General features: G+C 71.6%; 22 protein-coding genes. 16 read left to right on the forward strand and 6 right to left on the reverse strand.

The genetic code is table 11. The features are described from left to right. Window positions 1–59 precede the first annotated feature (59 nt). The 7 genes from HHX35_RS07470 (at window position 60) to HHX35_RS07500 (ending at window position 6,151) form a co-directional block, all read left to right on the forward strand. Window positions 60–1,223, forward strand: a complete 1,164-nt coding sequence (locus tag HHX35_RS07470) for an acetoin utilization protein AcuC (RefSeq protein WP_182898117.1) — start codon at window positions 60–62, stop codon at window positions 1,221–1,223. 42 nt (window positions 1,224–1,265) lie between these two features. Then, window positions 1,266–2,042 (forward strand): phosphatase, encoded by a 777-nt coding sequence (locus HHX35_RS07475; protein WP_182898118.1) that lies wholly within the window; start codon window positions 1,266–1,268, stop codon window positions 2,040–2,042. Window positions 2,043–2,354: 312 nt separating this feature from the next. Further along, complete coding sequence (locus tag HHX35_RS07480; RefSeq protein ID WP_030456159.1) at window positions 2,355–2,558, forward strand: helix-turn-helix domain-containing protein; 204 nt, start codon at window positions 2,355–2,357, stop codon at window positions 2,556–2,558. A gap of 155 nt (window positions 2,559–2,713) precedes the next feature. Further along, window positions 2,714–2,812: a 30S ribosomal protein bS22 gene (locus tag HHX35_RS07485; RefSeq protein ID WP_018654693.1), complete on the forward strand. Its 99-nt coding sequence runs from the start codon at window positions 2,714–2,716 to the stop codon at window positions 2,810–2,812. A gap of 71 nt (window positions 2,813–2,883) precedes the next feature. Continuing rightward, entirely contained in the window at window positions 2,884–3,930 is a 1,047-nt protein-coding gene (locus HHX35_RS07490; RefSeq protein WP_182898437.1) for an NAD-dependent epimerase/dehydratase family protein, read from the forward strand. Further along, a complete protein-coding gene (locus HHX35_RS07495; protein WP_182898119.1) occupies window positions 3,930–4,820 on the forward strand; it encodes a lysophospholipid acyltransferase family protein in 891 nt (296 codons plus the stop codon). Before HHX35_RS07490 ends, HHX35_RS07495 begins: the two co-directional genes overlap by 1 nt. Before the next feature lie 308 nt (window positions 4,821–5,128). Continuing rightward, window positions 5,129–6,151, forward strand: a complete 1,023-nt coding sequence (locus HHX35_RS07500; RefSeq protein ID WP_182898120.1) for an alpha/beta fold hydrolase — start codon at window positions 5,129–5,131, stop codon at window positions 6,149–6,151. A 7-nt stretch (window positions 6,152–6,158) separates the two neighbouring features. Here HHX35_RS07500 and HHX35_RS07505 read toward each other — a convergent pair whose 3' ends face one another. Beyond that, window positions 6,159–7,157 carry an Lrp/AsnC family transcriptional regulator gene (locus tag HHX35_RS07505; protein ID WP_182898121.1) on the reverse strand — a complete coding sequence of 333 codons (999 nt, stop codon included), beginning with the start codon at window positions 7,155–7,157 and terminating at the stop codon, window positions 6,159–6,161. A gap of 126 nt (window positions 7,158–7,283) precedes the next feature. Between HHX35_RS07505 and HHX35_RS07510 the strand changes: the two genes are divergently transcribed. Beyond that, window positions 7,284–8,747, forward strand: a complete 1,464-nt coding sequence (locus HHX35_RS07510) for an MFS transporter (RefSeq protein ID WP_182898122.1) — start codon at window positions 7,284–7,286, stop codon at window positions 8,745–8,747. A 50-nt stretch (window positions 8,748–8,797) separates the two neighbouring features. Here HHX35_RS07510 and HHX35_RS07515 read toward each other — a convergent pair whose 3' ends face one another. From HHX35_RS07515 to HHX35_RS07525, 3 genes are all read right to left on the reverse strand, one after another. Further along, complete coding sequence (locus HHX35_RS07515; RefSeq protein ID WP_182898123.1) at window positions 8,798–9,667, reverse strand: HAD family phosphatase; 870 nt, start codon at window positions 9,665–9,667, stop codon at window positions 8,798–8,800. A 55-nt stretch (window positions 9,668–9,722) separates the two neighbouring features. After that, window positions 9,723–10,478: a DUF5667 domain-containing protein gene (locus HHX35_RS07520; RefSeq protein ID WP_182898124.1), complete on the reverse strand. Its 756-nt coding sequence runs from the start codon at window positions 10,476–10,478 to the stop codon at window positions 9,723–9,725. A 155-nt stretch (window positions 10,479–10,633) separates the two neighbouring features. Beyond that, on the reverse strand, window positions 10,634–11,173 hold the full coding sequence (locus HHX35_RS07525) for a sigma-70 family RNA polymerase sigma factor (protein WP_259404832.1): 540 nt from the start codon (window positions 11,171–11,173) through the stop codon (window positions 10,634–10,636). Window positions 11,174–11,462: 289 nt separating this feature from the next. Here HHX35_RS07525 and HHX35_RS07530 point away from each other — a divergent pair, with 289 nt between their 5' ends. Beyond that, window positions 11,463–13,100, forward strand: coding sequence for a hypothetical protein (locus tag HHX35_RS07530; RefSeq protein WP_182898126.1), 1,638 nt, complete (start codon window positions 11,463–11,465; stop codon window positions 13,098–13,100). 16 nt (window positions 13,101–13,116) lie between these two features. On the opposite strand, the gene HHX35_RS07535 is transcribed toward HHX35_RS07530, so the two are convergent. Beyond that, window positions 13,117–14,211, reverse strand: a complete 1,095-nt coding sequence (locus tag HHX35_RS07535) for a serine hydrolase (RefSeq protein WP_182898127.1) — start codon at window positions 14,209–14,211, stop codon at window positions 13,117–13,119. A 125-nt stretch (window positions 14,212–14,336) separates the two neighbouring features. After that, window positions 14,337–14,585 carry a glutaredoxin family protein gene (locus tag HHX35_RS07540; protein WP_182898128.1) on the reverse strand — a complete coding sequence of 83 codons (249 nt, stop codon included), beginning with the start codon at window positions 14,583–14,585 and terminating at the stop codon, window positions 14,337–14,339. Between the two features lie 193 nt (window positions 14,586–14,778). Here HHX35_RS07540 and HHX35_RS07545 point away from each other — a divergent pair, with 193 nt between their 5' ends. The 7 genes from HHX35_RS07545 (at window position 14,779) to hemL (ending at window position 22,469) form a co-directional block, all read left to right on the forward strand. Then, entirely contained in the window at window positions 14,779–15,477 is a 699-nt protein-coding gene (locus tag HHX35_RS07545; protein ID WP_139574065.1) for a redox-sensing transcriptional repressor Rex, read from the forward strand. A 25-nt stretch (window positions 15,478–15,502) separates the two neighbouring features. Continuing rightward, a complete protein-coding gene (locus HHX35_RS07550) occupies window positions 15,503–16,801 on the forward strand; it encodes a glutamyl-tRNA reductase (RefSeq protein WP_182898129.1) in 1,299 nt (432 codons plus the stop codon). 35 nt (window positions 16,802–16,836) lie between these two features. Further along, a complete protein-coding gene (hemC, locus tag HHX35_RS07555; RefSeq protein ID WP_220505189.1) occupies window positions 16,837–17,709 on the forward strand; it encodes a hydroxymethylbilane synthase in 873 nt (290 codons plus the stop codon). Further along, window positions 17,706–19,295, forward strand: a complete 1,590-nt coding sequence (locus tag HHX35_RS07560) for a uroporphyrinogen-III synthase (RefSeq protein ID WP_139574068.1) — start codon at window positions 17,706–17,708, stop codon at window positions 19,293–19,295. The genes hemC and HHX35_RS07560 overlap by 4 nt, the downstream gene beginning before the upstream one ends. A 66-nt stretch (window positions 19,296–19,361) precedes the next feature. Continuing rightward, window positions 19,362–20,348: a porphobilinogen synthase gene (gene hemB, locus HHX35_RS07565; protein WP_182898131.1), complete on the forward strand. Its 987-nt coding sequence runs from the start codon at window positions 19,362–19,364 to the stop codon at window positions 20,346–20,348. Between the two features lie 121 nt (window positions 20,349–20,469). Then, on the forward strand, window positions 20,470–21,114 hold the full coding sequence (locus tag HHX35_RS07570; RefSeq protein WP_182898132.1) for a bifunctional DNA primase/polymerase: 645 nt from the start codon (window positions 20,470–20,472) through the stop codon (window positions 21,112–21,114). Window positions 21,115–21,173: 59 nt separating this feature from the next. After that, entirely contained in the window at window positions 21,174–22,469 is a 1,296-nt protein-coding gene (gene hemL / locus HHX35_RS07575; protein WP_182898133.1) for a glutamate-1-semialdehyde 2,1-aminomutase, read from the forward strand. Window position 22,470 lies beyond the last annotated feature (1 nt).

Raw genomic sequence — 22,470 nt, forward strand, 5'->3', positions numbered from 1 at the left:
GATCGGGCGTGTGACGCCCGGATGAACGCCGGTGACGACCCGTGCGGTACCGTCGCGGCATGAGTCAGGCGGTGCGGGTCGTCTGGGACGACGCTCTGGTTTCGTACGACTTCGGCCCCGGCCATCCGCTCGCGCCCGTACGCGTGGAGCTCACCATGGCGCTCGCCCGCGACCTGGGCGTGCTCGACGGCGCCGAGATGACCGGCTGCGTCCCCGCCACCGAGGACGAGATCGCGCTGGTGCACAACCGGGACTACATCGAGGCGGTCAAGAACGTCTCCAAGGACGGCCGCCCTGACCTGCGCTACGGGCTCGGCACCGAGGACAACCCCGCCTTCGTGGGCGTGCACGAGGCGTCCGCCCTGGTCACCGGCGCGTCACTGGCCGCAGCCAGGGCGGTGTGGACGGGCGAGGCCGAGCACGCGATCAACGTCGCGGGCGGGCTGCACCACGCCATGCCCGGCGCCGCCAGCGGCTTCTGCGTCTACAACGACCCGGCGGTCGCCATCGCGTGGCTGCTGTCGCAGGGCGCGACGAGGATCGCGTACGTGGACGTGGACGTGCACCACGGCGACGGCGTGCAGGCGGCGTTCTACGACGATCCGAGGGTGCTCACGATCAGCCTGCACGAGAGCCCGCGCACCCTGTTCCCCGGCACCGGTTTCCCGCAGGAGACGGGCGCGGAGGGCACCGCGGTCAACGTGGCGCTGCCGGCCGGATGCGGCGACACCGGGTGGCTGCGCGCCTTCCACGCGGTGGTCCCGCCGCTGCTGCGCGCCTTCGCGCCGCAGATCCTGGTCACCCAGCAGGGCTGCGACAGCCACGCCCTCGACCCGCTGGCCCATCTCATGCTGAGCCTGGACGGGCAGCGCACGGCGTACGCCGCGCTGCACCGGCTGGCCCACGAGACCGCCGGCGGCCGGTGGATCGCGGTGGGCGGCGGGGGATACGAACTGGTGCAGGTCGTGCCGCGGGCGTGGACGCATCTGATCGCCGAGACGCTGGGGCGCCCCGTCGAGCCGTCGACCGCCACACCGGCGACCTGGCGGACGTACGTGGAGAAGCGCACCGGGGAGATACCACCCCTGACCATGACCGACGGGCGGCACCCGCAATGGCGGGACATCTCGGAAGGGTACGATCCAGCCGACGCCGTCGACCGGGCCGTCATCGCGACCAGGAAGGCGGTGTTCCCCTTCCACGGCCTGGACCCCATGCCGTGAGAAGTACGGAATCACGCCGAGCCGAGGAGCGCTGTACCTGTCGTGACCCCTCCCACCCGAGCCGAGTTGCGCGAACACCTCGTCCGGACCGCCATCGCGGGTGACGTGGCGACCAGCCGCGAGAACAACCTCGACCACTACCGGTCGCTCGCGCTGCGCGACCCGCACTACCTCTTCGGGCTCACCTTCGAGGGCGAGTGGTCCTACCGCGAGGTGCTGGCGCTGATGGCCGATAAGGCGGGGGTGACGGCCGATCCCGGCCATCGCGAGGGCCCCGACACCATCGACCCCGAGCGGACCATCGACGCCGTCGAGGAGATGGGCGAGCGGATCGCCAAGGTGCTGCGGCGCAGCGCGCCCCGGATCGTGCTGGCCACCGGTCACCCCACCGGCCTGCTCACCGTCCACCTCGCGCTGGCGCGGTTCCTCGCGAGGAACGGAGCGACCCTGCTCTTCCCGGCCGAGGGGTGGACGTACGTCGGCGGTCTCGGCCGCCGCAGGCGGATCCGCTACCTCGACGGCGTGGCGATGCTGGAGGACCGGGGCACGTTCGTGCACACCCACGAGGCGGCGCCGATGGAGGCGATGCTCGCCGAGGAGCGGCCCGACTTCGTGATCGCCGACCACGGCTGGGCGGGGGCCGCGGGCGAGGCCGGGGTCGAGACCGTGGGCTTCGCCGACAGCAACGACCCCGCGCTGTTCGTGGGCGAGGCCGAGGGGAAGATCGCCGTCACCGTTCCCCTGGATGACAATGTGCTTCCCCGCTTCTACGCTCCGTTGACGGCGTACCTGCTCGCCCGGGTCGCGCGCAGCCTCTGACTCCCCTTCCGGACCTCCCAAACCGGGCATTTCGCGCCCGTTTTTGCGCCTGTGTGTCGACCGTTTGCCAACTTTTTTGTGTGCCTGGGCGACTCTAATGTGAGAGAAGTTGGTCCGTTCCAAGATTGAGGCGAGGGGCACGGCCCGGCTGCTGCCAGCGACTTTCCCGATTTTGACGGCTCACGGCTCCGTTGACTGATGAAATGAGGGGTTTGCCTACTCGGAGTCCGGACTTACGCTGACGGCAGTACACGTGCGTGAGCAATGGCACCAGTGGGGATAACCCGGAAACACGTGCGGAAGAGGCGTCCGATGGGTGCAGGCGAAAGACCTCTCAGCGAGGTGAAGTTCTTGACGGTGGCCGAGGTGGCGACCGTCATGCGGGTGTCCAAGATGACCGTGTACCGGCTCGTGCACTCCGGGGAGTTACCGGCCATCCGTGTCGGCCGGTCCTTCAGAGTGCCCGAGCAGGCGGTCCACGACTACTTGCGGGACGCGTTCATCGAAGCAGGGTGAACCACGCAGGCGACCACGCTTGACGGCGGCGTGGCCGACTCCCGGCCGACGCGGGGTCCCCCGGGGGAGCGATCTACCACGGATCGCCGGTAGTCTGTTGAGCCGGTGTGCGCTCGCGCGCCGGTCTGACAGTCACACCTTCACCTGGGGGTCCCGTGGGCTCTGTGATCAAGAAGCGCCGCAAGCGCATGGCCAAGAAGAAGCACCGCAAGCTGCTGAAGAAGACCCGCATCCAGCGGCGCAACAAGAAGTAGCCGAGACGGAGCGCGCACCGGTCCTCAGGGACCGGGCGACCGTGAACACGCACACCCCCGGCGAGGCGTCGATGACTCGTACCGTGCTGGTCACCGGTGTCTCCGGTCACATCGGCGCTCGTGTGGCGATCGCGCTCGCGGCCGACCCGGAGATCGACCGGGTCATCGGCGTGGACACGGCGCCGCCGCCATCCCCTGCCGGGGAGGACGGCGCGGTGCTCGGCCGCACCGAGTTCGTCCGGGTCGCGTTGCGCAGTCCCGACCTGATCAAGGTCATCAGGGACGCCGACGTCGACACCGTCGTGCACCTCAGCCTGGTCAGCGGCCCCGGCGGCGGCCGGGCGAGTGGCACCGGCGGCGGTCGGCCGGCCATGAAGGAGCACAACGTCATCGGGACGATGCAGCTGCTCGCGGCGTGTCAGCGCTCCGCCACGGTGCGCCGGGTGGTCGTGCGGTCCACCACGGCCGTGTACGGCTCCTCGCCGCACGCTCCCGCCGTGTTCACGGAGGACACCGAGCCCGTCGAGGTGTCGCACTCCGGGTACGCCAGGGACGCCACCGAGGTCGAGACGTACGTGCGGGGCTTCGCCCGGCGCCGGCCCGACGTGACGACGACGACGCTGCGGTTCGCCACCCTCATGGGGCCGCGCGTCGACTCACCGCTGACGAGTTATTTCTCACAGCCGGTGCTGCCCACCGTGCTCGGCTTCGATCCCCGGCTGCAGTTCGTCCACGAGGACGACGCCGTCGAGGTGCTGTGCCGTACGGCGCGGGCCGACCACCCGGGCGTGTTCAACGTCGCGGGCGACGGCGTCCTGCTGCTGTCGCAGTGCGCGCGGCGTACGGGCCGGCCGGTGATCCCGATGCCGTCCCCCGCCTTCCGCTTCGTCAGCGGGCTCGCCCGGGGCGCGCGGCTGGTGGACTTCTCGCCCGAGCAGCTCGCGCTCATGAGCCACGGCCGGGCGGTGGACACCACCAGGCTCGCGGCCGAGCTCGGCTGGCGGCCGAAGTACAGCACGGCGGCGGCGTTCGACGACTTCCTCAGGTCGCGCGGCGGTCCCGGCGACCTGCCGCGCGCCCTGGTGGACTGGCTGGCCGACTTCGTAACGGGACGTTGATGGACGACTTCCAGGGCCGGCGTACGCACGAAAACGCGGAGGGGAGCACGGCCGACGAGCGGCTCGCCGAGCTGTTCGCGTTCCTGCGGCGCAGGGTCACCGGCGAGTACGAGATCGACGAGTTCGGCTTCGACCCCGAGCTCAACGAGAAGGTGCTGCTGGAGGCGTTGCGCCCGCTCTACCGGCACTGGTTCAGGGCCGAGGCCCTCGGGCTCGGCAATGTGCCGGCCGACAGGGGCGCGCTGATCGTGGCCAACCACTCCGGCACGCTGCCCGTGGACGCGCTCATGCTGCAGGTCGCGGTGCACGACGAGCTGGGCAGGCCGCTGCGCCTGCTCGGGGCGCACCTGGTCTATCAGCTTCCCGTGCTCGGGCACCTGGCCCGCAAGTCCGGGCACACGCTCGCCTGCCCGGAGGACGCCGACCGGCTGCTGCGCAAGGGCGAGGTCGTCGGCGTCTTCCCCGAGGGCTTCAAGGGCATCGGCAAGCCGTTCTCCGAGCGTTACCGGCTCCAGCGGTTCGGCCGGGGCGGGTTCGTCGCGTCGGCGATCAGAGCCGGCGTGCCGATCGTCCCGTGCGCCATCGTGGGGGCGGAGGAGATCTACCCCAAGATCGGCGACATTCCCGCGCTCGCCCGCCTGCTCGGCCTGCCCTACCTGCCGATCACGCCGCTGTTCCCCTGGCTCGGGCCGCTCGGCCTGCTTCCGCTGCCGTCCAAGTGGCTGATCGAGTTCGGCGAGCCGATCCGGACCGACGAGTACGCCCCGGAGGAGGCCGACGACCCCATGCTGGTCTTCGACCTGACCGACCACGTCCGGGAGACCGTGCAACGGCAGCTCGACGCGCTGCGGCTGCGCCGGGGCCCCGCGTTTCCCCCGATCGTGATGTGACAACCGGGGCTCCTGCTGCTTTAGTGACGTAGATCGGGACGACTTCGCTCGCTTTCATCAACGTGCTGCTCGGCGCCGACGGCCCCCGCGTGATCGACTTCGGCATCGCCCGCGCGCTCGACACGACGGCCACGGTCAGCAGTCAGGTCGTCGGCACCCTACTTTCCGAACGGCTCCGGCCGCGAGATGGCCTACAGCGCGACCGCGACGTTGTACCGCAAGGGCGTCTGAGAATTATTGGGGGCTGGGTCTAACAAAGAGACCTACTGGTCGGTATGGTGTGCTCACTCTCACCCCGGAGGAGCACCATGAGCAAGGGGCGGAACGCCGCCCTCGCCGGGCTCGCCCTCGGCCTGGCGATCGGCACCGCGCGACGCATCCAGACCAGACGGGCGAAGACCGCGGCGACTCCGGACGGCGCGTCCGGGCGCCGGACGACGGTCACGACCGACGACGGGGTCCGCCTGGCCGTGGAGATCGACGACCACCCCGATCCCCGCTGCGCCGTCGTCTTCGCGCACGGCTGGCTGATGAACCGGCAGTGCTGGCAGCTCCAGCGCGAGGCCCTGGCGGGCCTGGGCACGCTCGTCTTCTACGACCAGCGCGGGCACGGCGACTCCTCGGCCGGGGCGCTGGAGGCGTGCACGATCGACCGGCTGGGCGACGACCTGGCCGCCGTCATCGAGGCCGCCGTGCCGGAGGGGCTGCCCGTCGTCCTCGTCGGCCACTCGATGGGTGGCATGACGATCATGGCGCTCGCGGACCGGCACCCCGCCCTGGTCGAGTCGCGGGTGGCCGGCGCGGCGCTGCTCAGCACCTCCTCCGGCGGGCTCGACGCCACCACCTTCGGCCTCCCCGGGCCGCTCGGGCGGCTGGCTCCCCGCGTCACGCCCTTGCTGTTCGAGAACATGCTGGCCCGCGCCGCGGTCATCGACGCGCGGCCCCGCGTGAAGGACTGGACGAACCTGCCGGTGACCCGGTACGTGGCCTTCGGCAAGGGGGCGAACCGCCGGCACATCCGGCTGGTGAACGCGATGGCCGCGGCGACGCCGACGGAGGTCATGGTCGGGTTCTTCCGCGACTTCCGCGTGCACGACAAGTTCGCCGCGCTGAAGGCGCTCCAGCGGACGCAGACGCTGGTCATGGTGGGAGAGCGAGACCGGCTCACCCCGCTCGCCCACAGCCGCCGGATCGCCGAGGCGCTGCCCGGCGCCCGGTTCGTCCGGATCCCCGGCGCCGGCCACATGATCGGCTTCGAACGCCCCGAGCTGGTGAACCGGGAGCTGGCCGGTCTGATCGAGCGGGCCACGCCGGGCCGGTCCGCGGCCTGACCGCCGTTCAGGTGCGTGCCGGGCGGAACCCCGGCCGCGCGGCCACGGGGGTGAGGTGCCCGGCCGCCTTGAGCGTGTGCAGGACGGGGGCCGTCTCCAGGGTGCGGATCTGGTCGAGCCTGCCGAGCTTGCGGGTGAGGTAGCGGTGCAGGTCGGCGGGGCCGGCGCAGAGCGCGTGGGCGAGCAGGTTGGTGGCGCCGGTGGTGGCCGCGACGACGGCGAGCTCGTCGTGCGTGGCGAGGGTGGCCGCGACCTGGTCCAGATGCGCAGGCGCGACGGCCATCCACAGCAGGGCCTGGGCGGTGACGCCGTAGCCGGCGACGTCGATCTCCACGTCGAAGAAGACGGCTCCACAGGCGCGAAGCTCGGCCAGGCGGCGCGCCACGGTGGCCGGGGACCAGCCGGTGGCCGCGGCGAGTTCGGCATAGCCGGCGCGGCCGTCGTGGCGCAGGGCGTCGATGAGGGCGCGGTCGCCGTCCGTCAGGCTCACCTGGTCGAGGTGACCGGTCGCGGGGGGTCTTGCGAGTGTCCGTTGCTGCTCGTCGCTGAGGGTCCGCAGCCGTCCACGCCAGGCGGTCGGACCGCCCAGATAGGTGTGGAGCAGCAGGTGCGCCGAGACGGCCGTGATCCCGGACGTGCGGGGAATGTCGTGCAGCAGCAGCGACCGTGACAGGCGGCTGTCGTCCGCCGCGTGGACGATCGCGAAGATCTCGGTGCCTCCGGAGGCCAGCTTGACCCAGGAGGTGTCGGGGCGCCGGGCCAGCGCGTGCCCCAGGGCCTGAGCCGCCGTGGGGGTCGTGGTGAGTCTCACCACCCACTGCGCCTGGCCGGTGCGGTCCTGCTCCGGCAGGCCGACGACGCGCAGCCCGGCCTCGGCGCGCAGCCGCCGGTAACGCCGCGTCACGGTCTGGGTGGACACGCCGAGGACCTCGGCGATCCGGCTGAACGGTGCTCGCCCGTCGACGTGCAGGGCATGGACGAGACCCCGGTCAAGTTCATCCAGCATCGTCGGATTCTCTCGCCGTTTCACCACTGATGGAAGAAATCCGCAAATTTGTCCCTCTGGCTGGAACGTCCCATTCGTACGCCTCAGGCTGCTGCGTGCCCACGACGCCACCCGGAAGGACAAGTCATGCCCGTATTGGAGGACACCGTCGCCACGACGGCATATCGACGGCGGTGGGCGGCCCTGCTCGCGCTGCTGGTCGCCGAAGCGATGAACCTGCTGGACGCCACGATCACGACGGTGGTCGCGCCGGTGATCCACGGCGATTTCGGCGGTGCCGAGTCCGACATCCAGTGGTTCAGCGCCGCCTACACCCTGCCCTTCGCCGTGCTGCTGGTGCCCGGCGGCCGCCTGGGAGATCTCGTCGGCCGGAAGCGGGTGTTCGCGGCCGGGGTCGCCCTCTTCGCGCTGGCGTCGGCGATCTGCGCCTGCGCGACCGGTCCGGGATCGCTCATCACCACACGTGCGGTCCAGGGAGCGGCGGCCGCGCTCATCATTCCGCAGACCATCGGACTGATCCGGACCATGTTCGAGGGGGACGAACTGGCCAAGGCCATGGGGTCCATCGGGCCGGTGATGGGCCTGGCCGCCGTCTGCGGGCCCGTGCTCGGCGCGGTTCTCACCCGCGTCGACCTGTTCGGCCTGTCGTGGCGGGCGGCGTTCCTCGTCAACGTTCCCCTCGCCGCCGTGGTCCTGGCCATCGCGCCGGCCCTGCGGGAGAGCAGGTCTCCGCACCCTCCCCGCATCGACCTGCCCGGCACGGGGCTGGCCGTGCTAGGCACCGGCCTGATCGTGTATCCCCTCATCCAGGGCGACGCCGCCGGCTGGCCCGCCTGGGTATGGATCGCTCTCGCCGCGGGCGTCGTCGTCCTCGCGGTCCTGGGGTGGCACCAGCGTCACCGCGCCCGGCGGGGCCGCAGCCCGCTGATCGAACCGAGCCTGTTCCGCGACCGGGCCTTCCCGGCCGCGCTGGCGACCTCCACGCTGTTCTTCTCGGTGATGAACGGACTGATGGTGGCGATCGTCCTGCAGGTGCAGCTGGGGCTGGGCAGCGACGTCCTGACCGCCGGGCTCACCCTGCTCCCGTGGTCGGCCGCCATGGCCGTGGCCTCCTGGTACGCCGGCGCGCGTCTGGTGCCCCGCCACGGAGCGAAGATCATGTTGGTCGGGCTCGCCGCTCTGTTCGCCGGGCTGGTCTGCGCCGTCGCCGTCTACCGGGCCGCACCCGCCGACGGCTACCCCTGGCCCCTGCTCGCGGCGCTGTCGCTCAGCGGAGCGGGAAACGGCCTGTTCACCGTCCCGTTCTTCACCACGGCCCTGTCACGGGTGCGGGCGCACGAGACCGGTTCCGCCGCCGGCCTGCTCAACGCGGTCCAGCAGTTCGGCGGCACCCTCGGCGTCGCCGTTCTCGGCACCGCGTTCCTCCACAGGTTCACCGCGGACGTCCGGTCGCATGTGGACGCGGGCAGCGCGGCCCTGGGGGCGATCCAGCTCACGTTGTGGATCGCCGTGGCGCTCGTCGCCGTCACGGCCGTCACGGCCGTGTTGATGGGCGTACGCGAGTCCTCCGCGGAGTCCGCCAGCCACTGACCGGGTGGTCAAAGAACGGAGCGACGGCGTCAGAGAGCGAAGCGACGATGTCAGAGAGCGGAGCGGTAGTGGCGGCGTAGGGCGATCCCGGCGGCGACGCCGCCCGCGATGGCCCCCGCGGTCGCGGCGATCGGCAGGCCGATCATCGTCGCCTTCCTGCCCGTGCGGAAGTCGCGGACCTCCCAGCCGTTCTCCCTGGCGTGCTCGCGCAGTTCGCTGTCGGGGTTGATGGCGTGTGGGCGCCCGACGAGGGAGAGCATCGGCAGGTCGTTGGCCGAGTCGCTGTAGGCCGAGCAACGGGCCAGGTCGAGGCCCTCGCGGCGCGCCAGCGCCCGGATGGCCTCGGCCTTCGCCGGGCCGTGCAGCAGGTCGCCGACGAGCCTTCCGGTGTAGGCGCCGTCGGCGGTCTCGGCGACCGTGCCGAGAGCGCCGGTGAGCCCGAGCCGCTGCGCGATGACCCGGGCCAGTTCCACCGGCGTGGCGGTGACCAGCCACACCCGCTGCCCGGCGTCCAGGTGCGCCTGGGCCAGCGCGCGGGTGCCCTGCCACACGCGGTCGGCCATCACGTCGTCGTAGATCTCCTCGCCCAGCCGGACGACCTCGTCCACCTTCAGCCCGGCGACGAAGGCGAGGGCCATCTCCTTGGCCTTGGCGATGTGCTCGGGGTTCTCGTTGCCCCGCACGCGAAACCACGCCTGCCCGAGCGCGAACTTCATGAGGTCACGGCTGGTGAACAGGCCGCGCGCCGCCAGCCCACGGGCGAAGTGGTAGATCGAGGCACCGCGCATCATGGTGTTGTCCACGTCGAAGAACGCCGCCGCCGTAAGGTCGGGGACGACCTCGGGGACGGACACCGCCGCGGCGGCCGCCACCTCGCCGGCGATCTCCGCCTCTTCCCGCCGTCGCAATAGCCGCCTCATGACTCATCAGCTTAACCGCCGGAGAGTGTACGGAACGGGAGCGGGACATGACGTGTCAACGTCCGGAACCGGTGAACGAATCGATATAACTCAGGTATTGGTTGGCCTTGTCGCGATTTTCCCGGTCGAGCTTCGGCAGCAGCGGCTCCACGAGATGGCGCTGCTCACGGGCGAACTCGCGCGCCTCGCCGTCGGCGCGCCCCTGCCGGGCGACGCGGCTCAGCGCGGCCCTGGTGGTCGTCTCCATGTCGTCGAGCGTCTGCCCGATGAGCCGGCGGCGCTCCGGGGTCGACGTGTCCACCAGTGAGGCGGTCTCGGCCGCCCGCTGCCGCGCCGCGACCATCTGCCGCTGCGCCAGCTCCTCCTCGTCGTATGCGAGGCCGAGCACGGTCGACTCCGCCATCCTCTTCAGCGGGTACAGCACCTCGCCGGGCACGGCGTGGTAGGTGCGCACACCCGTGCCGAACATCCCCGCCAGCAGCACGCAGAACACCAGCAGGGGGCGCAGCCGTACGAGCAGGGGCCGGCGGGGCCGCGGGGGTGTGGCGGGGGGCGTCGCGTGCTTTCCCACCGCGTGCCTGCCCGCGGCGCGCTCGGCGGCGTGGGCCCGCATCAGATCGGCCCGCAGCCTCTCGCGGAACTCCGGTCTCGGGCCGCCGCCCAGCAGGGAGCGGAGGCCCGCCACACGTGCGGCGACCCCGCGGGTGCGGGCCGACGGCCGGCCGCGCAGCGGGAAGCGGCGACCGGCGTCCTTGCGGGTGCGGGACGACGACCGGCCGCCCGCACGGCGCGAGGGTCGCCACCAGCCCATCACCGCTCCCGCCATCCCCCGCTTGACGCCAGCGGAGATCTGCTCGCGGAGTCCTGGGAAGCGTTCGTCACCTCCCGGCCGGCCCGCGAGATCCGCCTGAAGATCCGACCTGCCACATGCCCAACGATGGGGTATGGGTAATGGTTACGGGGGTCTCAGCCGAGATCGTCGGGGAGGGCCCGGGCGAGCGCCCTGATCGCCCGGAACTGGAGGGCCTTGATCGCCCCGGACTTCTTGCCCATGATCACCGCCGTCTCCGCGAGCGACATCCCGTGCAGGAAGCGCAGGATCACGCATTCCTGCTGCTCGGCGCCGAGTTGCTTGATCGCCTGCATCACGCGCTCGTTGACCATGTTCGTGACGACCGCGTTCTCGGGGATGTGCGGGCCGTCCAGGGGCGTGTCGAGTATCTCGGCGGTGGTCACCTCGAGGCGGTTGCGGCCCGACTTGTAGTGGTCGGTGACGAGGTTGCGGGCGATCGTGACGAGCCAGGCGCCGAAGTCGCGGCCCTGCCAGGTGAACTCGGCGATGCCCCGCAGCGCCCGCAGGAACGTCTCGCTCGTCAGGTCCTCGGCCAGCGCGTGGCTGCCGACCCGGAAGTAGACGTACCGGTAGACCAGCTCCAGATAGTGGTCGTAGAGCACGCCGAACGCCTCGCTGTCGCCGGTCTTGGCGCGCAGCACGAGGCTTCGCATCTCGTCGTGCTCGTGCGCGCGATCGGAGAGATCGGCGGAACGCGCGGGTTGCGCTGCTCCTGCTGCGACCGGAGGGGAAAGCCCGGCCAACGGCCACGTGTTCGGCATCCGTTATCCCATGGGGGAAGGGGAGTCGGCGTGCTCGAACACTCTAGAAATCAACGGGAGATTACACAATCCGTTCGGGTGGAGGAATCGACTTCAGGAGTGGAGACGCGGGTGGTGACATTCCCGGACAGGGTGACCGGCTACCGGTGGGAAGCCGATGTCCGGCAGCATGGGAGCCACCATGGAAGTCCTCGTCGCTCTCCTCGCGTTCGCCGGCGCACTGCTCGCCGGCATCACCACCGGCGTCCTCGTCGGGCGTCTCCGTGACGAGCCGGCCGGTTGGCTGATCGCGTGGAGCATCGCCACGGGCGCGCTCGCGCTGTCGCTCGGAGCCATCGCCGTCGGCCATCTCACCGGGTTCGGGCCCGTGACGTTCCGGGTCTACCAGATCACCGGCTCGCTGCTGGCGCCGATCTGGCTGGCGATCGGCGTCATCCAGCTCCTCGCGGAGAAGGGCGGCGCCCGTTTCGCCGGCTGGCTCCTCGGCGCCGCGCTGACGGTCGTCGGCACGGTGATCATGGTGCTCGACCCCGTCGTCACCGCGGGCTTCGGCAAGTCGCTGCCCGACGGGCCGACCCATTGGGACCTCTGGCCGGAGTGGCTGCTGCGCGGCGTCCACGGCCTGGTGGTCTTCATGCTCCTGCTCTGCCTCGCCATGGCGGTGATGGCCTGGCGGGACGGCGACGAGTACGACGTCGACAACATGAACGCGACCGTCGTGCTCGCCCCGGCGGGAATGGCGATCTCGGGTGTGCTCGAGTTCGGGCTCCCGGGGCTGGTCGTCGTCCCGGTGCTGGCCGCCTCCGCCGGAGGCGTCTGGTACGCCGTGGCCCGGCCGCTCGCGCCGTACGACGACGAGGGCGAGGACGACGAGGCCCCGGAGGAGGAGTGGCAGGGTCGGCGCGGCGGCCGGGCCGACAGCGCCCTGCGGGCCGAGACACGCGTGCCCTCCGCGCCCTCCGGGCCGCCCGCGCCGCCGCGCGGAGCCCAGGGCGGCCGCTCCGCCGGACCGGGCGCGGTTCCACCCGGGATGCCGGGAGCGGCGGGAGTTCCGGGAGTTGGAGGTCCGGGGGCGCCGCGCCGGTCCGGGCTCGGCGACCTGGTGGCCGAATACCGGGCGGGAGAGCAGGGCGAGGTCGACTACGCCGCCCGCATGCGGCCCTCGGACGGTCCTTCGCCCGCCGACGAGTTCGGCGGGCCCGCGACCGGCCAGCTTCTCGCCGCGGACCAGTACGGCCAGCCCCGCCGGCCCGAGTACGGCATGCCCGCGGCGTCTCCGGCCGAGCCCGACCGGGCGATGCCCGCCACGGGGGCCCTCTATCCCGGGGCGGAGGTCCCCGACCCGGCCGACCTCGCCGCGAGCTTCGGCGTGGGGTTCGGCGGCAGGTCCCGCCCGGCCATGAGCAGCCAGGGCGGCGGGCAGGGGGACCGGCAGGGGCCGCAGCAGGCGGGCCGCCCCGCCGGTCAGGGGGGCTCGGTGAAGCCGGCCCCCGGCATCTACGGCCTGCTGACCGTCTTCACGCTGCTCGACGGTTCTGGCGAGGCGTTCGACAAGCTGGCGGAGGAGACGGTGGAGGCCGTCCAGCGCAACGAGCCCGACACGCTGCTGTTCGTCTGCCACGCGGTCAAGTCGGCCCCGCTCCAGCGCATCGTCTACGAGCTCTACCGGGACGAGGTCGGCTACGGCGAGCACCAGCGGCAGCCGCACATGGAGCGGTTCGCGACCGAGCGGGTGAGGTACGTGCTGGCGGCCAACGTGATCGAGCTCAGCGTCAACGCCGCCAAGGTGGTCCCCCTCCCCACCCGCCAGATCCTCTGAACGCAGGCCCCCTCGATCATGAGGGGGTCTCGCACAGGGCGGCGGTGACCACTGAGTCGAGGTCGGCGTTGTGGACGCCGTCGATGCGGTACAGGTTGGTCATCACCGTTATCTGCCTGCCGTCGAGGGTCGCCCCGCCGCTGGTCCTGAAGCCGAGCATGTCGCCGCTGTGACCCCAGAGCACTCCACCGCAGGGCAGCGGTGTGCTCATCAGCCCCAGGCCGTAGCCGCTGCCGTCGGGGCCTATGGGGCGGGTCGTCATCATCTGTTTCAGCTCGGCGGGACGTAGCAGGCGGCCGCCAAGGAGGGCGCCGTAGAAGCGGTTGAGGTCCGACGCGCTGGAGATCATCCCGCCTGAGGCCCCGGCGACCGTGGGGTTGAGACGGGTGATGTCGAGCAGGCCCTCGCCGGTCTTGAGGTATCCGCTGGGGTGAGGGCCGGGAATGCCGAGCGCGTCTTCGGGGACGGAGGTGGCGTTCAGGTGCAGCGGGCGCAGGATGCGCCTGCGGATCTCCGCGCCGTAGGTGTTGCCGGTCTCCTTCTCGATGATCAGGGCGACGATCAGGTAGTTGGTGTTGGAGTAGCTCCAGTCGGTGCCTGCGGGGAACTCCGAGGGGTGCCGCAGAGCGAGTTCGACCAGGTCCATCGGGTTCCAGTGGTCGTAGCGGTGGGCCACGATGTCGGCGGGGTTCAGCAGCGCCAGATAGTCGGGCAGGCCGCTCGTGTGCTGGAGCAGGTGGCGTACGGTGATGTCGGGCGCCACCAGGCCGGGCAGGTAACGGTCGACCGGCGCGTCCAGCTCGATCTTGCCCTCGGCGACGAGCTGGAGCGCCACAGTGGCGACGAACGTCTTGGTCTTGCTGCCGATCCTGAACCTGCTGTTCGCCGGCACCGGTCGTCCGGTGACCGTGTCCCGCACCCCACTGGTGATCGTCACGTCTCCGTGCCGGTCGTGTATCTCCGCCAGCGCTCCCGGCACGTCGTCGCCGGTGGTCAGTTGCAGGAGGGCCTGGCGTAACCCTGGATGGTTCTCGGCCGCCGCCGCCGGCAGGGGCAGAAGAGAGATCGCGATGGATCCCGCGATCGCCGCGCTCAGTGCTCGTATGGACATAAGCAGGAGGTTCGCAGCGGTTCACGAGCCCGGCATCGTCCCCACTGACCAAGGTCGGGCTCATCCGTCCGGACGAGACGACCCTGAGCCGGATCAGGGTGGCCGCGACGACTCCGGCCCCGGCCTCAGCGCTGCAGGGCCTCGCGGAGGCGGTTCTCGTTGACCCGCCAGTAGTCGTGCTGCACGCCGTCGATCAGGACGACGGGGATCATCTCCCAGTACTCGGCCTGGTCCTCCGGCGAGGCGGTGATGTCGCGTTCCTCCCAGGGGACGCCCAGCTCTGCGGCCACGCGCTCGATCACCGCGCGGGCGTCGTCGCACAGATGGCAGCCGGGCTTGCCGAGCAGCGTGATCCGGTGGTCTCGAGGGGCCATGCTCTCGATTATCGCGATCCCTCCGGCCCGGAATGGAGACCGCCGCCCCCTCCTGGGACCCTTGAGTGCGAGGGAAGCCGCACGATCGACTTTGTGCATAGCTTCACAAAGGCACTAGCCTGGTACTCATCCGTCGCATCCGCTATGCGGCCGGGGGCGCAACCGGCCGTCCGTCCCCCTGGAGCCCCGGCAAGTGATCCGCCGTATCCCGCAGGCCCGCGACCGCGGCATCCCCGACGCCACCGTGGCGAGGTTGCCGCTCTATCTGCGCGCACTCAACGGGATGGCCGAACGGGGCACGGCGACGGTGAGCTCGGAGGATCTCGCGCTCGCCGCCGGGGTGAACTCCGCCAAGCTTCGTAAGGACCTGTCCCACCTCGGGTCGTACGGCACCCGGGGCGTGGGCTACGACGTGCAATACCTCATCTACCAAATATCGCGTGAGCTTGGTCTCACTCAGGACTGGGCCGTGGCCATCGTCGGCGTGGGAAACCTCGGCCGGGCGCTGGCCAACTACGGCGGATTCGCCTCCCGCGGGTTCCGGATCGCGGGCCTGCTGGACGCGGATCCGCACGTCGTGGGCGATCGCATCGCGGGTCTCGTCGTCGAGCACGCCGACGAGCTGGAGTCGGTGATCAAGAAGCGCGGAGTCTCGATCGTGGTGCTCGCCACCCCCGCCACGGCGGCGCAGCAGGTCTGCGACCGTGTCATCGCGGCCGGTGTCACCAGTATTTTGAACTTCGCCCCCGTCGTCTTGGCTGTGCCTGACGGCGTGGATGTCCGTAAAGTCGATTTATCCATCGAACTGCAGATACTTGCGTTCCACGAGCAGCGCAAGGCTAATGGAGGGCCCATCATGGCCGAGGAGTGGCCGGACGGGGTGGTCATGTGAGTGAGCCATCGATCGGAGCGAGCTCATGAGTGTCCTCGTCGTCGGCCTGAGCCACCGGACCACGCCGGTCGCGCTGCTCGAACGTGTCACGGTCAGCGGGGACGCGCTCGTCAAGCTGCTGCACGACGTGCAGTCCGACGAGAACGTGTCCGAGGCGCTGGTCGTCTCGACGTGCAACCGCGTCGAGGTCTACGCCGTGGTCGACCGGTTCCACGGCGGCGTCACCGCGGTGACGAACATGCTCGCCGCGCACTCGGGCCTGCCGCAGGAGATGCTCGCGCGGCACCTGTACGTGCACTACGAGGACCGGGCGGTCCAGCACCTGTTCACCGTCGCCTGCGGGCTCGACTCCATGGTGATCGGCGAGGGGCAGATCCTCGGCCAGATCCGGACCGCGCTGCGCCTGGCGCAGGAGGAGGGCACGGCCGGGACCACGCTCAACGAGCTGGCCCAGCACGCGCTGCGCGTGGGCAAGCGTGCGCACGCCGACACGGGCATCGACCGGGCCGGCGCGTCGCTGGTCGGGGTGGGGCTGACGCTCGCCGAGCGGGTGCTCGGCCCGATCACCGGCAGGCGGGCCCTGGTCGTGGGCGCCGGCTCGATGAGCTCGCTGTCCGCCGCGACCCTGTCCCGCGCGGGCGTGACCGACATCGTCATCGCCAACCGCACCCGCGAGCGGGCGGAACGGCTCGCGGAGACGGTCGGCGGGCGGGCCGCGGACCTGGCCGACGTCCCCGCCGAGCTGGCGGAGGCCGACCTGGTCATCTCCTGCGTCGGCGCCGGAACCCGCACCATCACCCCGGAGACGATCGGGGACCGCGACAGGCCGCTGTTCGTCCTCGACCTCGCGCTGCCCCACGACGTGGACCCCGGCGTACGGGACCTGCCCGGCGTGACGCTGGTCGACCTGAAGTCGATGCAGCAGGACGGCGTGGGCGACGACGTCTCCGACGGCGGCAGGGCCGAGGCGATCTGCGAGGTCAGGCGCATCGTGGCCGAGGAGGTCGCCGCCTACCTCGACGCCGCGCGCGCCGCGCTCGTCACCCCCACGGTCGTGGCCCTGCGCAGCAAGGCCGCCGGGGTGGTCGAGACGGAGATGGGCCGGCTGCTGTCCCGCCTGCCGGACATCGACGGGCGGATGCGCGACGAGATCACCCAGACTGTACGGCGGGTCGTGGACAAGCTGCTCCACGAGCCGACCGTACGGGTCAAGCGACTGGCCGCGTCTCCGGGCGGCGACCAGTACGCGGAGGCGCTGCGCGAGCTGTTCGGCCTCGACCCGAAGACGCCCGAAGTCGTCGCGAGCCTGGAGGTGGAACAGTGACCGTCCCCCTGCGGCTCGGCACCCGCAAGAGCCTGATGGCGACCACGCAGTCGCAGATCGTCGCCGACCGGCTGACCGCCCTGACCGGCCGGGAGGTGGAGCTCGTCGGCGTCACCACGTTCGGCGACGTGTCCCGGGCCCACCTGACCCAGCTCGGCGGCACCGGCGTGTTCGTCAACGACCTGCGCGGCCGGCTGCTCGCCGGCGAGGTCGACTTCGCGGTCCACTCGCTGAAGGACCTGCCGACCAAGCCGGACGAGCGGATCGCGATGGCCGCGATCACCCTGCGGGACGACCCGCGCGACGCGCTCGTCGGCCCGGTCAAGCTGCACGACCTGCCCGCCGGCGCCCGCGTCGGCACCGGCTCACCGCGCCGGGTGGCCCAGCTGCGCCTGCTCCGGCCGGATCTCGACTACGTCCCCATCAGGGGAAACGCGGACACCCGCATCGGCAAGGTGACGTCGGGCGAGCTCGACGCCGTCGTGCTGGCCGCCGCAGGGCTGGTCAGGATCCGCCGTGACGGGGAGATCGCCCAGGTGTTCGAGGTCGACGAGATGCTGCCCGCTCCCGGGCAGGGCGCCCTCGCCGTCGAGTGCCTGGCCGACCGTGACGATCTCATCGAGCTGCTGCGCGCCGTCGACGACCCGCCGACGCGGGCCGCGGTGGACGCCGAGCGCTCGGTGCTCGCCGCCCTCGAGGCCGGTTGCGCGGCCCCGGTAGGTGCTTTCGCCTCCGGTGACGGGCACATTCTCAATCTGACCGCCACCGTCGTCGCCGTCGACGGCGCACGGTCGGTGCGCAAGTCCGCCTCCGGACCCTCTACGACGGCTGTGGAGATGGGCCGCGAACTCGCGGCAGCCATGATCGCCGAGGGGGCCGACACGTTGATGGGGGAGCAGGCCCGTTGAGCCCCGCGAATCACAGCACGCAGACCCGGTCCGGGTTCGTCGCCTTCGTCGGCGCCGGCCCCGGTGACGAGAACCTGCTCACGTTGCGCGGCGCCGACCTGCTGGGCAGGGCGGACGTCGTCGTGCTCGACCGGCAGGCGTACGGCGCGCTGCTGCGCCACTGCCGTGAGGACGCCGAGGTCGTGGACATCTCCGCCGACGCGGCGGAGAACTCGGTGTCGCTGAAGACCATCCAGGCCGCCAAGGCGGGCCGCACGGTCGTGCGGCTGTGCTCGGGCGACCCGTCCTTCTTCTCCTCGGTCACCGACGAGGTGGCCGCCTGCGCCAAGGCGGACGTGGACTTCGAGATCGTGCCCGGCGTGCCGCCGGCCACGGCCGTGCTGACGTACGCCGGCATCCCGCCGGCGGCGTCGGTGCCGGAGTTCCGCATCGTGGACGCCGCGCAGGTGGACGACTGGGCCAAGCACGCCGCGTGCGAGGGCACGCTGGTGATCTACAACGGCGTCGCGGACGCGGTCCCGATCAGCAAGGCGCTGATCGCGGGCGGCAAGCCCGACTCGACGCCGGTGGCGGTGACCAGCGACGGCACGACCACCGAGCAGTACACGGTGGTCTCCACGCTCGGGCGGCTCGGTCCCGACCTCAAGCACGCCGGGATGACCGAGCCCGCGCTGGTCGTGGTGGGCGACGCCGTCGGCATGCGCGACCGCCTGTCCTGGTTCGAGACCAAGTCGCTGTTCGGCTGGCGGGTGCTCGTGCCGCGCACCAAGGAGCAGTCCAAGGGGCTGTCGGAGCAGCTGCGCTCGTACGGCGCGGTGCCCGAGGAGGTGCCGACGATCTCCGTCGAGCCGCCGCGCACGCCGCAGCAGATGGACCGCGCCATCAAGGGCCTGGTGACCGGCCGCTACGAGTGGGTCGCCTTCACCAGCGCCAACGCGGTCAAGGCGGTGCGTGAGAAGTTCGAGGAGTACGGCCTGGACGCCCGGGCGTTCGCCGGGCTCAAGGTCGCCGCCGTGGGCGAGGCCACCTCGCGGGCGCTGGTGGAGTTCGGCGTGAAGCCCGACCTCATGCCGACGGGCGAGCAGTCGTCCGAGGGCCTGCTGGCCGAGTGGCCGCCGTACGACTCGATGCTCGACCCGATCAACCGGGTGCTGCTGCCGCGGGCCGACATCGCGACCGAGACGCTGGTGGCGGGGCTGACCCAGCTCGGCTGGGAGTGCGACGACGTGACGGCCTACCGGACCGTGCGCGCCGCGCCGCCGCCCGCCCCGATCCGCGAGGCGATCAAGGGCGGCGGATTCGACGCCGTGCTGTTCACCTCGTCCTCGACCGTGCGGAACCTCGTCGGCATCGCGGGAAAGCCGCACAACGTCACGGTGATCGCGGTCATCGGTCCGCAGACGGCGAAGACGGCCGAGGAGTTCGGCCTGCGGGTCGACGTGATGGCCGACAAGCCGTCCGCTTCGGCTCTCGCCGCCGCGCTGGCGGACTATGGTGCGAAGATGCGGCACGCCGCCGTCTCGGCGGGCGAAGTGCCCCGTCGTCCGTCCCAGATGCGCAGGGGCGCGCGGCGACGCGTGAAATGAACTGATTCGCCTGCGGCCCGCCGGGGACATCCGGCGGGCCTGCGCGATCCGGAGCGGGAGACCATTGTGAACGCCCAATACCCGGTGGCGCGGCCCCGGCGGCTGCGCCGTACCGCCGCGATGCGCCGGATGGTCGCGGGGACGCGGCTGCACCCGGCCGAGTTCATCCTGCCGATGTTCGTCAAGGAGGGCATCGCCGAGCCGCAGCCGGTGGGCTCCATGCCCGGGGTCGTCCAGCACACCCGCGAGTCGCTGCGCAAGGCGGCCCACGAGGCGGCCGAGGCCGGCGTGGGCGGGATCATGCTGTTCGGGATTCCCGCGCACAAGGACGCCCGGGGCTCGGGCGCCGACGACCCGGACGGCATCGTCCAGGTGGCGCTGCGCGACCTCGCCTCCGACCTGGGCGACGCCCTGGTGCTGATGACCGACACCTGCCTGGACGAGTACACCGACCACGGCCATTGCGGCCTGCTGACGGCCGACGGCGAGGTGGACAACGACGCGACGCTGGAGCGCTACGCGTCGGCGGCGGTCGCGCAGGCGGCGGCCGGCTCCAAGATGATCGCGCCCAGCGGCATGATGGACGGCCAGGTGGGCGCCATCCGGGCGGCCCTCGACGCCGGCGGCTTCGCCGAGATCCCGATCCTGGCGTACGCCGCCAAGTACGCCTCCGGGTTCTACGGGCCGTTCCGCGACGCCGCGGAGTGCGCGCCGCAGTTCGGCGACCGCAGCGCCTACCAGCAGGATCCGGCCGGTCCGATCGGCGAGGCGCTGCGCGAGGTGCGCCTCGATCTGGCCGAAGGCGCGGACGCCGTCATGGTCAAGCCCGCCCTCGCCTACCTCGACATCCTGCGGCAGGTGCGCGACACCGTCGAGGTGCCGGTCGCGGCCTACCAGGTCAGCGGTGAGTACGCGATGGTCGAGGCGGCGGCGGCCAACGGCTGGATCGACCGGGAGCGGGTGATCATGGAGTCGCTGATCGCGATCCGCCGCGCCGGTGCCGACATGATCCTCACTTACTGGGCCACCGAGGTCGCCCGCGGACTATCCTGACACCTCATCAGGGGGGTCCTGCCAAGCCGCAATCGGGCAGAAGGCATTATCAGGTACGTACCGCGAGCATCTTGCGTATCGCAGGAGGGCAGCGGGTGTGACGCTTGTGGGGAGGAGCGCCATGGTGGGGGTACCGCTGGCCCGACGTGCGAAACGGCGTGCGCATCACGCGCCGCGCAAGATGACGTCGGTGCTCGAGTACGCGCAGTTGGGCTGGGCGAGCTGTATGGGCGCCCACCCGCTGAGCGAGGGAGGCAGGGCGTGCTCCTGCGACCGGGTCGGCTGTCCCGACCCCGGCATGCACCCGCTGTCGCCCGCGTGGCAGATGCAGGCCACGACGGACACGGCGCTGCTCACGCGGTGGTGGAAACAGGATCCGGACGCGAACGTGATCCTGCCCACCGGCAGGGTGTTCGACGTGTTCGACGTACCGGCCTCGGCGGGCCGTCCCGCCCTGGCCGCCATGGACGCCGCAGGCTTCGACACGGGCCCGGTCGCCGAGAACGGCGACCGGGTGCTTTTTTTCGTGGCCACGCGTGGGGCGCCCGAGGACGAGGACGAGTGGTGGTCCTGCAGCCTCGACGCGGGACCCGAGACGATCGACAGCACGCCGGGGCTGCGCTGGCACTGCCGGGACAGCTTCGTGCTCGCGCCGCCGTCCACCACGCCCACGGGTGGGGTCGTGAGCTGGATCAGGCCGCCCGACGGGCGTCCGCTGCCCGACCCGCTGCGCGTGCTCGACCTGCTCGCCGACTTCTGCGAGTAGGTCGCGTCTCCCCGTTCCCGGTAGGGGCTCCGCACGGGTGGGCCCGTAATCTGGAGGGCGTGACTCGCACGCAGACCTCCGAGGACCTGTTCGACCGCGCCCGCCGGATCGTTCCCGGCGGCGTCAACTCGCCGGTGCGCGCCTTCGGCGCCGTGGGCGGCACGCCCCGCTTCATGGCCTCCGGCGAGGGGCCGTACATCACCGACGTGGACGGCAACCGCTACGTCGACCTGGTGTGCTCCTGGGGCCCGATGATCCTCGGCCACCGCCACCCCGCCGTCGTGGAGGCCCTGGAGGAGGCCCTTTCGCGCGGCTTCTCGTTCGGCACCGCGACCGAGGGCGAGGTCCTGCTCGCCGAGGAGATCGTCTCCCGGGTCGCCCCCGTCGAGAAGGTCCGCCTGGTCAGCTCCGGCACCGAGGCCACCATGTCCGCCGTACGGCTGGCCCGCGGCTTCACCGGGCGGGCGAAGGTCGTGAAGTTCGCCGGCTGCTACCACGGGCACGTGGACGCGCTGCTGGCCTCGGCCGGGTCCGGGGTCGTCACCTTCGGCCTGCCCGACACCCCCGGCGTCACCGGCGCCTCGGCGGCCGACACGATCGTCCTGCCGTACAACTCGGTCGAGGCGGTCGAGGAGGCGTTCCGCACGTTCGAGGTCGCCTGCGTGATCACCGAGGCGTGCCCGGCGAACATGGGCGTCGTGCCGCCCGCAAACGGCTTCAACCGGCGCCTGCGCGAGCTGTGCACCGAGCACGGCGCGTTGCTGATCATCGACGAGGTGCTGACCGGCTTCCGCGTGTCCGCCTCCGGCTGGTACGGCATCGACCCCGTCGAGGCCGACCTCATGACGTTCGGCAAGGTCATGGGCGGCGGCCTGCCCGCCGCCGCGTTCGGCGGGCGGGCGGAGGTCATGGCCGCCCTCGCCCCCGAGGGGCCCGTCTACCAGGCCGGCACGCTGTCGGGCAACCCGCTCGCCTGCGCGGCCGGCCTGGCCACGTTGGGTGCCTGCGACGACGACGTGTACGACAGGATCGACGCGTCCGCGCTGGTCATCGGCAGGGCCGCCTCCGACGCGCTGGCCGCCGCCGGGGTCCCGCACCGCCTCCAGCGGGCCGGGAACCTCTTCTCGATCTTCTTCACCGACACCCCGGTCACCGACTTCGACTCGGCCCGGACGCAGAACACCGACGCGTACCGCGCGTTCTTCCACAGCATGCTCGACCAGGGCGTCTACCTGCCGCCGTCGGCGTACGAGGCGTGGTTCCTGTCGGCCGCCCACGACGACGAGGCGCTCACCCGGGTGGCCGAGGCCCTGCCCCTGGCCGCGAAGGCCGCCGCCCAGGCCGCCGGAGTCTGAA

Source organism: Microbispora sp. H10830, assembly GCF_014161375.1.
Taxonomy (GTDB): Bacteria; Actinomycetota; Actinomycetes; order Streptosporangiales; family Streptosporangiaceae; genus Microbispora; species Microbispora catharanthi.

Bases quoted from the DNA above. Each gene is read 5' to 3' on its own strand.
- HHX35_RS07535 (WP_182898127.1), bottom strand. From the start codon at position 14,211: ATGTCCATACGAGCACTGAGCGCGGCGATCGCGGGATCCATCGCGATC.
- HHX35_RS07490 (WP_182898437.1), top strand. From the start codon at position 2,884: ATGACTCGTACCGTGCTGGTCACCGGTGTCTCCGGTCACATCGGCGCT.
- HHX35_RS07520 (WP_182898124.1), bottom strand. From the start codon at position 10,478: ATGGGCTGGTGGCGACCCTCGCGCCGTGCGGGCGGCCGGTCGTCGTCC.
- HHX35_RS07500 (WP_182898120.1), top strand. From the start codon at position 5,129: ATGAGCAAGGGGCGGAACGCCGCCCTCGCCGGGCTCGCCCTCGGCCTG.
- HHX35_RS07470 (WP_182898117.1), top strand. From the start codon at position 60: ATGAGTCAGGCGGTGCGGGTCGTCTGGGACGACGCTCTGGTTTCGTAC.
- HHX35_RS07570 (WP_182898132.1), top strand. From the start codon at position 20,470: ATGGTGGGGGTACCGCTGGCCCGACGTGCGAAACGGCGTGCGCATCAC.
- HHX35_RS07495 (WP_182898119.1), top strand. From the start codon at position 3,930: ATGGACGACTTCCAGGGCCGGCGTACGCACGAAAACGCGGAGGGGAGC.
- hemC (WP_220505189.1), top strand. From the start codon at position 16,837: ATGGCGACCACGCAGTCGCAGATCGTCGCCGACCGGCTGACCGCCCTG.
- HHX35_RS07550 (WP_182898129.1), top strand. From the start codon at position 15,503: ATGAGTGTCCTCGTCGTCGGCCTGAGCCACCGGACCACGCCGGTCGCG.
- HHX35_RS07525 (WP_259404832.1), bottom strand. From the start codon at position 11,173: ATGCGAAGCCTCGTGCTGCGCGCCAAGACCGGCGACAGCGAGGCGTTC.
- HHX35_RS07540 (WP_182898128.1), bottom strand. From the start codon at position 14,585: ATGGCCCCTCGAGACCACCGGATCACGCTGCTCGGCAAGCCCGGCTGC.
- HHX35_RS07510 (WP_182898122.1), top strand. From the start codon at position 7,284: ATGCCCGTATTGGAGGACACCGTCGCCACGACGGCATATCGACGGCGG.
- HHX35_RS07530 (WP_182898126.1), top strand. From the start codon at position 11,463: ATGGAAGTCCTCGTCGCTCTCCTCGCGTTCGCCGGCGCACTGCTCGCC.
- HHX35_RS07515 (WP_182898123.1), bottom strand. From the start codon at position 9,667: ATGAGGCGGCTATTGCGACGGCGGGAAGAGGCGGAGATCGCCGGCGAG.
- HHX35_RS07505 (WP_182898121.1), bottom strand. From the start codon at position 7,157: ATGCTGGATGAACTTGACCGGGGTCTCGTCCATGCCCTGCACGTCGAC.
- HHX35_RS07480 (WP_030456159.1), top strand. From the start codon at position 2,355: ATGGGTGCAGGCGAAAGACCTCTCAGCGAGGTGAAGTTCTTGACGGTG.